Annotated in this window: 12 protein-coding genes; 8 read left to right on the top strand and 4 right to left on the bottom strand. The window is 69.0% G+C overall.

Annotation, left to right across the window (positions count from 1 at the left end; genetic code table 11):
• The 8 genes from ADBZ6I_RS11735 to ADBZ6I_RS11700 all read left to right on the top strand — a co-directional run.
• Positions 1 to 213, top strand: a 213-nt coding sequence (locus ADBZ6I_RS11735; RefSeq protein WP_526383981.1) for a fasciclin domain-containing protein, incomplete at its 5' end; no start/stop codon positions are given.
• A gap of 155 nt (positions 214 to 368) precedes the next feature.
• Entirely contained in the window at positions 369 to 956 is a 588-nt protein-coding gene (locus tag ADBZ6I_RS11730; RefSeq protein ID WP_526383979.1) for a fasciclin domain-containing protein, read from the top strand.
• Between the two features lie 202 nt (positions 957 to 1,158).
• A complete protein-coding gene (locus ADBZ6I_RS11725) occupies positions 1,159 to 2,148 on the top strand; it encodes an iron ABC transporter substrate-binding protein (protein ID WP_526383984.1) in 990 nt (329 codons plus the stop codon).
• Entirely contained in the window at positions 2,149 to 3,714 is a 1,566-nt protein-coding gene (locus ADBZ6I_RS11720; protein WP_526383977.1) for an ABC transporter permease, read from the top strand.
• A 14-nt stretch (positions 3,715 to 3,728) separates the two neighbouring features.
• Positions 3,729 to 4,787 carry an ABC transporter ATP-binding protein gene (locus ADBZ6I_RS11715; protein ID WP_526383975.1) on the top strand — a complete coding sequence of 353 codons (1,059 nt, stop codon included), beginning with the start codon at positions 3,729 to 3,731 and terminating at the stop codon, positions 4,785 to 4,787.
• Positions 4,780 to 7,290 carry an AMP-binding protein gene (locus ADBZ6I_RS11710; protein ID WP_526383973.1) on the top strand — a complete coding sequence of 837 codons (2,511 nt, stop codon included), beginning with the start codon at positions 4,780 to 4,782 and terminating at the stop codon, positions 7,288 to 7,290. The genes ADBZ6I_RS11715 and ADBZ6I_RS11710 overlap by 8 nt, the downstream gene beginning before the upstream one ends.
• Positions 7,291 to 7,294: 4 nt before the next feature.
• Positions 7,295 to 8,656: a cryptochrome/photolyase family protein gene (locus ADBZ6I_RS11705; RefSeq protein ID WP_526383971.1), complete on the top strand. Its 1,362-nt coding sequence runs from the start codon at positions 7,295 to 7,297 to the stop codon at positions 8,654 to 8,656.
• Between the two features lie 38 nt (positions 8,657 to 8,694).
• Positions 8,695 to 8,949, top strand: a complete 255-nt coding sequence (locus tag ADBZ6I_RS11700) for a DUF2631 domain-containing protein (protein WP_526383969.1) — start codon at positions 8,695 to 8,697, stop codon at positions 8,947 to 8,949.
• Here the strand turns inward: ADBZ6I_RS11700 and rlmN are convergent.
• The 4 genes from rlmN to pyrH all read right to left on the bottom strand — a co-directional run.
• Positions 8,946 to 10,037, bottom strand: a complete 1,092-nt coding sequence (gene rlmN / locus ADBZ6I_RS11695) for a dual-specificity RNA methyltransferase RlmN (RefSeq protein ID WP_526383967.1) — start codon at positions 10,035 to 10,037, stop codon at positions 8,946 to 8,948. The genes ADBZ6I_RS11700 and rlmN overlap by 4 nt on opposite strands.
• 17 nt (positions 10,038 to 10,054) lie before the next feature.
• Positions 10,055 to 10,933: a phosphatidate cytidylyltransferase gene (locus ADBZ6I_RS11690; protein WP_526383965.1), complete on the bottom strand. Its 879-nt coding sequence runs from the start codon at positions 10,931 to 10,933 to the stop codon at positions 10,055 to 10,057.
• Between the two features lie 26 nt (positions 10,934 to 10,959).
• The gene (frr, locus tag ADBZ6I_RS11685; protein WP_313675044.1) at positions 10,960 to 11,517 is read right to left on the bottom strand and encodes a ribosome recycling factor; all 558 of its coding nucleotides are present in this window, start codon (positions 11,515 to 11,517) and stop codon (positions 10,960 to 10,962) included.
• A 113-nt stretch (positions 11,518 to 11,630) separates the two neighbouring features.
• A partial coding sequence (gene pyrH, locus ADBZ6I_RS11680; RefSeq protein ID WP_526383963.1) for a UMP kinase occupies positions 11,631 to 12,239 on the bottom strand: 609 nt, incomplete at its 5' end.

The following is a 12,239-nucleotide window of genomic DNA, read 5'->3' as shown; positions in this document are numbered from 1 at the left end:
GTGGTCTCGGGTCAGGCTGATCCGTCGGCCGTCGTCGGCGACCACAAGACGGTGCAGGGTGAGTCCGTGCAGGTCACCGGCTCCGGCGACGACCTGAAGGTCAACGATGCGGGCGTGGTCTGCGGCGGCATCAAGACCGCCAACGCGACGCTCTACCTCATCGACACCGTGCTGATGCCGCCCGCGGCACCGGCCACCACTCCCACGCCGTAGCGGCAAAGCGGGGAACGCGGACCACGTGCGGCAGAAGCCCGCCACGTGTCTCCGCGTTCCACCGGCCGAGCCAGCGCGGAATGGCGTCACCACGTCAGTCCGACTGAGGGTCGGCAACGAATGACCCTATGTATCTGAACCTCGAAAGGATCACTATGACCACCATCACGAAGGCCGCCCCGGCCGCCGGCCTGGCAGCCGCCGCGCTCGGATTTGCGCTCATCATGTCCCCGACCGCCGCCGCCGACGTCCACCTGGTTGGACCCGGCTGCGCCGCCTACGCCCAGCAGTTTCCGATGGGGCCCGGCTCGGTGGGCGAGCTGGCCAAGGTTCCGGTGGCCACCGCCGCCGCGAACTCCCCGGTGCTGACCACCCTGGCCGCGGCGCTGTCCGGCGGGCTCAACCCGCAGGTAAACCTGGTCAACACCCTCAACGGCGGACAGTTCACCGTGTTCGCACCCACCAACGACGCGTTCGCCAAGATCGACGCGGCCACGCTGGACAAGCTCAAGACCGACGCCAACCTGCTGTCGTCGATCCTCACCTACCACGTGGTCGCCGGCCAGGCCGGTCCCGATCAGGTGGTGGGCACGCACAAGACGGTCAACGGTGCCGACCTGACGGTCAGCGGCAGCGGTGATCACCTGATGGTCAACAACGCCAACGTGGTCTGCGGCGGCATCCAGACCACCAACGCGACGGTGTACCTCATCGATTCGGTGCTGCTGCCCCCGGCCAGCTAAGGCCGCTAGGCGCAGCACTCATAACCGGCCAGGGCGGCGTGCCTCTCCTTCGCGCCCCCTGGCCGGTTCCTTCTTGCCCGGACGCAGGAGGCGCCGACGCGCATCGCTTCGCACCCACAGCGACAGGTATGGTTAGGCAATCCTCACTAACGTCGCGAGTAAAGGGAGCCCTGCCGTGCGATTCCGCGGACTACGCCAAGCCATGGCCGTCCTGGTCGCGGCGACCACTGTCGCCGCCACCGTGTCATGCTCCGGCGCCGATCAGGCTGAACTGCTGATCTACAACGCCCAGCACGAATCGCTGGCCAAGGAATGGATCGACGCGTTCACCCAGGAGACCGGGATCAAGGTCCGCTACCGCCAGGGCGGGGACACCGAACTCGGTAATCAGATCATCGCTGAAGGCGGGGCGTCTCCGGCAGATGTGTTCCTGACCGAGAACTCCCCGGCCGTCGCCGCGGTCGAGCGCGCCGGTCTGCTCGCCGATATCGACTCGGCGACGGTCGGACAGGTGCCCGCGCAGTACCGGCCGGCCAGCAACGCCTGGGTAGGGGTGGCCGCCCGCAGCACCGTGTTCGTCTACAACCCAGCCAAGCTGGATGCCGGTCAACTGCCGAAGTCGCTGCTCGATCTCCAAAATCCCGGGTGGCGAGGCCGCTGGGGGGCACCGCCGGCCAAAGCCGACTTCCAGGCCATCGTCGCCGCCCTGCTCGAATTACGCGGCAAGCCCGCGGCCCAGCAGTGGCTTGCGGGCATGGAGACCAATGCCGTGATCTACAACGACAACATCGCCACGTTGCGCGCGGTGAACGACGGCCAGGTGGCCGGCGGCGTGATCTACCACTACTACTGGTACCGCGATCAGGCCAAGACCAAGGACATGAGCGCCAACACCAGGTTGCACTACTTCAAGAACGAGGACCCGGGCGCGTTCGTCAGTGTGTCCGGCGGCGGCGTGCTGGCCTCCAGCAAGAGATCCGCTGAGGCTCAGCAGTTCATCCGGTTCATCTCCGGGGAGCGCGGCCAGCAGATCCTGCGGGATGGGACCTCGTTCGAGTACCCGGTGGGCAGCGGCGTCGCCGCCAACAGCGCACTGGTGCCTCTCGATCAACTGCAGGCTCCCGCGGTCAACCCGTCGGCTCTTGACTCCGCCGCAGTGACCGAACTGATGACCCGCGCGGGCCTGTTGTAGGTGACCAGCCGATTGCTGACCACTCACCCGGCGGGCACCTCCGGCCGACCGGCCGGATCAGCGGTACTGACGGCCGCGGTGCTGCTCGCGGCGGCGTCGCTCATTCCGCTCGGATACGTGACGTGGGCCTTCGTGAGCACCGGCCCGGCCCGGGCCGGTGCCCTGCTGATCCGGCCCCGGGTAGCCGAACTCCTGCTGAACACCGTCGGCCTGGTGATCGTGACGGTGCCGGCGTGTGTGCTGATCGGGGTTGGCGCGGCCTGGCTCGTCGAGCGCACCGATGTGCCCGGACGCGCCGTGTGGCGACCTCTGCTGGTAGCGCCGCTGGCCGTTCCGGCCTTCGTCAACTCCTACGCCTGGGTCAGCGTGGCACCGTCCCTGTACGGGTTCCCGGCGGCAGTGCTGGTGACCACACTGTCCTATTTTCCGTTCGTCTACCTCCCGGTGGCGGCCACGCTGCGGCGGCTCGACCCCGCCCTGGAAGAGTCGGCCCGCAGCCTCGGCTCGGCTCCGGCGGCGGTGTTCACCCGCGTGGTGCTGCCGCAGTTGCGGCTGGCCATCCTGGGCGGCTCGCTGTTGATCGGCGTGCACCTGCTAGCCGAGTACGGCGCTTTCGCCATGCTGCGGTTCAACACCTTCACCACCGCCATCGTCGAGCAGTTCCAGTCCACGTTCGACGGCACGGCCGGCTCGATGCTGGCCGGTGTCCTGGTGATGCTGTGCCTGTTGATGCTGCTGGCCGAGGTGTCGGTACGCGGCGGTAATCGGTTCGCCAGGATCGGATCGGGAGCACCGCGTCCGACGACGCCGCTGCGGCTCGGCCGGGCGCGCGCGGCCGGTCTGGGTGTGCTGATCGTGGTGTCCGCCCTGGCGATCGGCGTTCCGGTGGGAGCGCTCACCCGGTGGCTGTGGATCGGCGGACCCGACGTCTGGCTGGTCGACGACATCGGCTCCGCCCTCGTCCAGACCGCCGGACTGGCGGCCTTGGGCGCACTGGCCGCCGTTGCGCTGGCATACCCGATCGCCTGGGTGGCGGTGCGCAATCACGGCGTGGCCGGCCGACTGATCGAAGGAGCCAACTTCGTGACCAGCTCGCTGCCCGGCATCGTGACGGCGCTGGCGCTGGTGACGGTCGCCATCCGGATAGCTCCCCCGCTCTACCAGACCGTCGCACTACTGGTGGGCGCGTATGTGCTGATGTTCATCCCCCGTGCGACGGTCAGCCTGCGGGCGGGGCTGGCACAGGTACCCACCGGCCTGGAGGACGCGTCACAGTCGCTGGGCGCCACCCCGGCGGCGACCTTCGCCCGGGTGACGCTGCGGCTCACCGCTCCGGCCGCCGCGGCGGGGGCGGCGATGGTGTTCGTCGCGGTGGCAACCGAACTGACCGCCACGCTGCTGCTCGCGCCGACCGGTACCCGGACGTTGTCCATGCGGTTCTGGTCGCTGGCCAGTGAACTGGATTACGCGGCGGCGGCACCGCACGCCGCGATCATGGTGGTGTTGACGCTGCCGGTCACCATGCTGCTTTTCCGGCAGTCCACCAGAGCGGTCAGCGCACTGTGACGCTGACTACGACGATGCCACCGACGACGGCGCACATGGTGGCCATCCGCTCGCTGACGAAGTCGTTCGCGGACACTGCGGTGATCGACGATCTGGATCTCGACATCGCCAACGGCGGGACCACCGCGGTGGTGGGCCCGTCGGGCTGCGGCAAGACCACGCTGCTGCGGATCATCGCCGGGTTCGAGACACCTGACAGCGGCACCGTGGCGATCGCCGGGGCGACCGTGTCCTCCCCCGGGCGCGCCCTGGCGCCGCATAAGCGCGGGGTCGGTTACGTCACCCAGGACGGCGCACTCTTCCCGCATATGACCGTCGGCCAGAACATCGCCTACGGCCTGGGCGGCGCACGTAACGGGGCGGTGCGGGAGCAGGTGCGCCGGCTGCTGGAAACGGTCTCCCTCGACAGCGATCTGGCCGGGCGGCGGCCCGATGAGTTGTCCGGCGGTCAGCAACAGCGGGTGGCCCTGGCCCGGGCACTGGCCCGCCGGCCGGCACTGATGCTGCTCGACGAGCCGTTCAGCTCCCTGGACGCGCGACTGCGCGCCACCACCCGCAACGCGGTGGCGCGGACGCTGAAGGAGGCCGCTGTCACGACGCTGCTGGTCACCCATGACCAGCAGGAGGCGCTGTCGATCGCCGACCAGGTTGCGGTGATGCTCGACGGGCATTTCACCCAGGTCGGATCTCCGCAGGAGGTCTATCTCAGGCCGAAGAACCGCGCCACCGCCGAATTCCTCGGAGATTGCGTCTTCCTGGAGTGTTCGGTCTCTGACGGTGTCGCCGAGTGTGCACTGGGCCGGGTGCCGGTGCCCACGTCCGCCGACGGACCCGGGACGTTGATGCTTCGGCCCGAGCAACTGCACGCCAGCGCTGTCACCGACGGCGATCAGGGCAGCGGGACCGGTCTGGTCGTCGGCTGCGAATTCCTCGGTGGCGATGTCGTCTTGAGCATCGACATCGGAACCACGGTGACCGCACGGCAGAACAGCTTTGACGCCCCTTCGCCGCACGCGACAGTCCGGGTCGCCGTCGTCGGTGAAGGGGTGGTTTTCGGGAGCGGGCGTGGGTGAGCTTCTCGAGCGACTCGCCGGCTTCTCCGACCGTCTCGCGGTGGCCACCGAGCACGAGACGCTGACCTACCGCGCGCTGGCCCACCGAGCGGAGGCCTTCGCCGCCAGTCTCGGCCGCGGCCGCAAAGTGGTCGTGATCGAGACCGACAACACCCTGCCGACCCTGGAGGCCTACCTCGGTTCGCTCGCCGGCGGCCATGTCGTCCTGCCGGTGCCGCGCGGTCGGGACCACGCGGCACTCACGGCGGCCTATCGCCCCGATGTGGTCGTCTCCCGCGGGCACGCCGAACACATCACGGGGCGGCCGACGCACCAGCTGCACCCGGATCTGACTCTGCTGGCAAGCACCTCGGGCAGCACCGGTTCGCCGAAGGTGGTGCGGCTCTCCGCCGCGAATCTGCGTTCCAACGCCGCCGCGATCGCCGAGAGCCTCGGGATCTCCGCCACCGATCGCGCCGCGACGACCCTGCCGCTGTCGTACTGCTACGGCGCCTCTGTGGTCCACAGTCACCTCTCGGTGGGCGCGGCGCTGATCCTGACCGACAGGTCGGTCACCGACGAGGGGTTCTGGGATCTGTTCCGTCGTTACGGCGCAACCAGTTTCGCCGGGGTGCCGTACACCTTCGAGCTGCTGGAGCGCGCGGGGTTCGCCGGTATGGATCTGCCGACCCTGCGCTGCATCACCCAGGCCGGCGGCCGGCTGAAGCCCGAACTGGTGCGCCGTTACGCCCGGCTCGGCAGCCGGCGCGGTTTCGACTTCGTCGTCATGTACGGCGCCACGGAGGCCACCGCCCGGATGGCCTGCCTGCCCGCGGAGAAGGCGCTCGAGCACCCCGAGGCCATCGGCCGGGCGATCCCCGGCGGTTCCTTCGAGCTTGCGCCGCTTGAGGATTGGGCCGAACCGGACGTGGGCGAACTGGTCTACCGCGGACCCAACGTGATGATGGGCTACGCCCGATCGGCTGCCGATCTAGCCACCGGAAGCACGCTGGCGGCGCTGCACACCGGCGACGTCGCTCGTCATGTCGGCGACGGCATCTATCAGATCGTCGGACGTTTAAGCAGATTCGCCAAGCTCTACGGGCTGCGGATCGATCTGCAGCGCGTCGAGTCGGCGGTCGCCGCTGCGGGTTCACCGGCGATGTGTACCGAGGCGGACGGTCAGCTGGTGGTGGCCGCCGCCGGAATCACCGGCGACGAGCGCGAACTGCGCCGGCGCACCGCGAACGCGGCCGGACTGCCGACCCACGCGGTGCGGGCCCTGTGCCTTCCCGAGCTTCCGGTACTGCCCTCCGGGAAGCCGGACTACGCGGGGCTGCGACAGATCAGCGGGCACACACTGCGCGGGCCCACCGACGCGCAAACCGGTTCGGACGTGCGGCGGGTGTTCGCCGAGGTATTGCAGATCGACCCGGAAGAGGTCACCGCGGACCGCAGTTTCGTGGACCTGGGCGGCACGTCGTTGTCCTACGTGATGGCGTCGGTGCGCCTGGAGCGACTCCTGGGTGTTCTGCCGTCGCGCTGGCCGGCGCTCACCGTCGGCGAGTTGGAGGCGGCGGGCCGCCGGACCGGCCGGCGCCGGGGAGCCGTCGTCGACACCGGGGCGGCGTTGCGGGCCGTGGCGATCGTGTTGATCGTCGGCTCCCACGCCGGTCTGTACACGCTGTGGGGCGGGGCGCACATCCTGTTGGCCGTCGCCGGATTCAATTTCGCGCAGTTCTGCCTGGGGCGCACTCCGCGCCGGGAGCGGCTGGCCCGGATCATCAGGACCGTCGGGTGGATCGCCGTCCCGTCGGCGCTGTGGATCGCCGTCGTCATGGCCTTCGCCGGGGACTATGCCCCGTCGAATCTGGTGTTCCTGCAGAAGATCATCGGACCGGCAGACAGCATGACCGCCGGCCGCATGTGGTTCATCGAGGTGCTGGTCTGGACGTTGTTGGCGCTGGCGGCGCTAGGCCGGGTGCCGGCGATCGACCGCCTCGAACGCCGCTGGCCGTTCGGGTTCGCGATGGGATTTGTGGCTCTGGGCCTGGCCCTGCGCTACGACGCGCCGGGCCGCGAGTCCTGGTTCACCCTGCTGGCGTTCTGGTTCTTCGCCGTGGGATGGGCCGCAGCCAAGGCCGACACGATCCGGCAGCGCATCGCCCTGTCGGCTGTCCTGCTGATCGGTACCTGGGGATACTTCGGTAACGGCGGACGCGAAACGCTCGTGGCGGCCGGCCTGCTGCTGTTGATCTGGCTGCCGGCGGTGCGCTGCCCGGCACCGGTCGCTCTCGGCGCCGGCATCCTCGCGCAGGGCTCGTTGTACACCTATCTGACGCACTTCCAGATCTACCCGCTGTTCGGCCACCCCTTGCCGGGAGTGCTCGTAAGCCTGCTGGTCGGCTCCGGTGTCGGGCTGGCCGTGAGTGGGCTGCGCAGATACCTCGGCGTGGCGGAATTGCGGAGCCGGCGCAACGCCTCGGCCCCGTGGCCGGAGAGATTCGGGAACCGGGCAGCATAGGCGCATGCCCAATGTTCTGTGGTTGCGCCGCGACCTTCGCCTGCGCGACCTGCCGCCGCTGCTGGAGGCCACCGACAGCTCCGGCGTCCTGGCCTGCTTCGTGCTGGACCCGCGGCTGGAAGCCTCGAGCGGCCCGCGGCGGTTGCAGTTCCTCGGGGATTGCCTGCGCGAGTTGCAGACGGCGTTGGACGGACGCCTGCTGGTCACCCGCGGCCGCCCGGAGGACGTCTTGCCCCGGATCTGCTCGGCGGTGGACGCCACGGCGGTGCACATCTCCGCCGACTTCAGTCCGTTCGGTGCGCGCCGGGACGCCGCGGTCACCGAAACGCTTGCGGCGGCAGGTGTTTCGGTGGTCGCGACAGGCTCGCCGTACCTGGTGTCGCCGGGCCGCGTCACTAAGGACGACGGCACCCCGTACAAGGTGTTCACCCCGTTCTTCCGGCGTTGGCGCGAGGTCGGCTGGCGCGCGCCGGCGTCGTCCGGGCCGTCGACCGCCGACTGGATCGACCCCGACGGGGTGCCGGGTCTGCCGGACGCCGTCGAACCGCCCGATCCGGGCGCGGTGCTGGACATGCCGGCCGGCGAGACGGCGGCGCGTCAGCGGTGGGCCGAGTTCCTCTCAGAACGCGTCAGCGGCTACGGCGGCGACCGCGACCGGCCCGACAAGCCCGGCACGAGCCGGATGTCGGCGCACCTGAAGTTCGGCACGATTCATCCGCGCACCATGGCGGCCGACCTCGACGTGCGTGACGCCGGCGCCGCCGCCTACTTGCGGGAGCTGGCGTTCCGGGACTTCTACGCCGCGGTCCTGCACGAGTGGCCGGCCAGCGCCTGGCGCAACTGGAACCCCACGTTCGACACCATCGAGGTCGACACCGGGCTGTCGGCGCAGGCGTTGTTCGAGGCGTGGAAGCAGGGCCGGACCGGCTACCCGATCGTCGACGCCGGGATGCGCCAACTTCGTGAGACCGGGTTCATGCATAACCGGGTGCGGATGATCGTGGCGTCATTCCTGGTCAAAGATCTGCACCTGCCCTGGCAGTGGGGTGCACGCTGGTTCACCGAGCAACTGGTGGACGCCGACGTGGCCAGCAACCAGCACGGCTGGCAGTGGTGCGCCGGGACGGGAACCGACGCCGCGCCGTACTTCCGGGTGTTCAACCCGACCAGCCAGGGCGAAAAGTTCGACCCGGCCGGCGACTACGTGCGGCGCTGGGTCCCCGAACTCGCAGGTCCGGACAACACCGGTGCCGCGATCCACCGGCTCAAGGGCGGCCGGCCGGCGGCCTATCCCGAGCCGATCGTGGACCACGCGGCCGAACGCGTCGAGGCACTGCGTCGGTACGGGCTGATCGGACGAGGTTGATGTGCCAGAATGTCGGCAGCTGAGAGACAGGAGCCACAATGGCCAAGACCGAGGTGGAGCGTTACGCGGATGTCGATCCCGCTGAAGTGCCGTCGGCGGCGTGGGGCTGGAGCAAGCTGACCCCGCGTACCTGGTACGCCTTCGGCACCTTCGTGATCCTTTTCCTGCTGGGCATGCTGCACGGCAATCACAAAGGCCACGTCGAAGACTTTTTCCTGATCGCCTTCGCCGCGGCGATCGCGATCGTCATGGTGCGCGACATCGTGATGCGGGGTCGCGGCCTGCTGCGTTAGCCGCCCGCGGCCAACTGCCCGCACGCGGCCGCGATCTCCCGGCCGCGGGTGTCCCGGACCGTGCACGTCACCCCTTGTGCGCGTACCCGTTTGACGAACTCCCGTTCGGCCGGCTTGGGGCTGGCATCCCACTGGCTGCCCGGCGTCGGGTTGAGCGGGATGAGGTTGACGTGGGCCAGCGGCCCGAGCGCCTGACGTAGCTTCTTGCCCAGCAGATCGGCCCGCCACGGCTGATCGTTGACGTCGCGGATCAGGGCGTACTCGATGGATACCCGTCGCCCGGTCGACTGCCCGTAGTAGCGGGCGGCATCAAGGACTTCGTGCACCTTCCATCTTGAGTTCACCGGCACCAGGGTGTCGCGCAGTTCGTCGTCGGGGGTGTGCAGCGACAGCGCCAGGGTCACGCCCAGATGTTCGTCGGCGAGCTTGCGGATGGCCGGCGCCAGGCCCACGGTGGAGACCGTCACCGAGCGGGCCGAGATGCCGAACCCGTCCGGCGGGGCGGCGGTGATGCGGGTGACGGCGGCCAGTACCCGGGCATAGTTCGCCAGCGGCTCGCCCATGCCCATGAAGACCACGTTGGACAACCGCTCGCCGCGTTCGTCGTGCAGAGCCGCGGCCGCCGAGCGCACCTGCTCGACGATCTCGGCGGTGCTCAGATTGCGGGTGAGCCCGCCCTGGCCGGTGGCGCAGAACGGGCAGGCCATGCCGCAGCCCGCCTGCGAGGAGATGCAGACGGTGTTGCGGTCCGGGTAGCGCATGAGCACCGACTCGAACGTGGCTCCGTCGTTGCCGCGCCACAGCGTCTTGCGGGTGTCGCCGGAGTCGCATTCGACCTGGCGCACCACGGACAGCAGCGGCGGGAACAGGGCGTCGGCGACGGTGTCGCGGATGGCCGCCGGCAGATCGGTCATCTGCCGGGGGTCGGCGACCAGCCGGCCGTAGTACTGGGCCGCCAATTGCTTGGCGCGGAATGCGGGCAGACCCAGTGCGGCGACCGCGGCGGCGCGCTCAGCCGGATCGAGGTCGGCGAAGTGCCGGGGCGGCAGGCCGCGCCGGGGCGCCTCGAAGACCAGGTCCTTTGTCACGCCTCCAGTATCACCGTTCAGGTGGCCAGCAGGCTGAGCACGATCCAGGTGGCCACCGCAGACGGCAGCGCGCCGTCGATGCGGTCCATCAGGCCGCCGTGGCCCGGCAGCAGCGTGCCCATGTCCTTGATGCCGAGATCCCGTTTGAACTGCGACTCGACCAGATCGCCCAGGGTGGCGGTGACGACCAGCATGATGCCCAGCGGGACACCCACCCACCACGGCTTGTGCATCACGAAGACCACGGCCAGCACAGCGGCGGTGGTGCCGCAGATCAGCGAGCCGGCCAGCCCCTCCCAGGACTTCTTCGGGCTGATCGCCGGGACCATGCGGTGCTTGCCGAACAGCACGCCGGCGGCGTAACCGCCGATGTCGGAGAACACCACGCTGAGCATGAACGCGAACACCCGGGGTGCACCCTCGCGAGGGTCGGGATACACCAGCAGCGCCCCGAAGGCCCCGAACAGGGGTATCCACGTCGCCAGGAAGATGGTCACGGCGACATCGCGCAGGTAGTTGACCGGCTGACTCTGCAAACCCTGACTCAGCAGCCGCCAGATCAGGCAGATCAGCACCGTCCCGCCGTAGGCGCCCAGTGCGCCCGCGGGACCGAACGGCCAGGTTAACCAGATCATCGCCTGTCCGCCGACGACCAGCGGGATCAGCGGTATCGAATACCCCGCCTCGCGAAGCCGCTTGACCACCTCGACGGTCGCCACCGCCATCGCCACCGACAGCAGCACCAGCCATCCGCGCGGGGCGAAGAGCAGCGTGCCGATGACACTGCCGCCGAGCAGCAGGCTGACCCCGATGGCGGCGGGCAGGTTGCGTCCGGCCCTGGAAGTCTTCGGTTGGGGTGCGGCCTGGTCGATGCCGCCGGATTCGTCGTCTGCCACGTCGGGTGTGTGCCGCCAGAGGGTCGTCAGACCTCCAGCAACTCGCCTTCTTTGTGCTTGACGAGTTCGTCGATCTGGTGGACGTACTGCGCCGTCGCCTTGTCGAGGTCCTTCTCGGCCCGGCTGACGTCGTCCTCCCCGGCCTCGCCGTCCTTCTTGATGCGGTGCAGTTCCTCCATGGCGCGCCGGCGGATGTTGCGCACCGACACCTTCGCGTCCTCGCCCTTGCCCTTGGCCTGTTTGACCAGGTCGCGCCGCCGCTCCTCGGTGAGCTGCGGGATGGACACCCGGATGATGTTGCCGTCGTTGGTGGGGTTGACGCCCAGGTCGGAGTTGCGGATGGCGTCTTCGATGGCGCGCAACTGGCCGGCCTCATAGGGCTTGATCACGACCATCCGGGCTTCGGGCACGTTGATGCTCGACATCTGGGTGATCGGCGTGGGCGTGCCGTAATAGTCGACGACGACCCGGGAGAACATCCCGGGGTTCGCCCGCCCGGTGCGAATGGACGACAGGTCGTCCCGAGCGACCGCGACGGCCTTCTCCATCTTCTCCTCGGCGTCGAAGAGAGCTTCGTCAATCAAAGGCGCCACTCCTCCTCATCGCTGCGCTCTGCATCGTCGTCACCGGCATGCGCGCCACTCCTCCTCATCGCTGTCGGTCACTGCGTCGCTGTCGGTCACTGCGTCGCTGTCGGTCACTGCGTCGCTTCGGTGGTAACCAATGTTCCGATCTTCTCACCAGCGACCGCTCGGGCGATATTGCCACTTGTCAGCAAGTTGAAGACCAGAATCGGCATTCCGTTGTCCATGCAGAGACTGAAGGCGGTCGCGTCGGCCACCCGCAGCTCACGCTCCAGGACCTCGCGGTGGCTGATCTCGGTGAGCATCTCCGCCTCGGGGTTGTGCCGGGGATCGTCGGTGAACACGCCGTCGACCGCTTTGGCCATCAACACCACCTCGGCGCCGATCTCCAGTGCCCGCTGCGCGGCGGTGGTGTCGGTGGAGAAGTACGGGAGGCCCATCCCGGCGCCGAAGATGACCACGCGCCCCTTCTCCAGATGCCTGCGGGCCCGCAGGGGCAGATAAGGCTCGGCGACCTGGCCCATGGTGATGGCCGTCTGCACCCGGGTGACGATGCCCTCCTTCTCCAAGAAGTCTTGCAGTGCAAGGCTGTTCATCACGGTGCCGAGCATGCCCATGTAGTCGGATCGGGTTCGTTCCATCCCCCGCTGTTGCAGTTGAGCGCCGCGGAAGAAGTTGCCGCCGCCGATCACCACTGCCACCTGCACACCGCTGCGTACGAC

Source organism: Mycobacterium sp. (assembly GCF_044342925.1).
GTDB lineage: Bacteria > Actinomycetota > Actinomycetes > Mycobacteriales > Mycobacteriaceae > Mycobacterium.
Note: the sequence above shows the minus strand (reverse complement) of the source record. Positions and strands in the feature narration are given on the sequence as shown.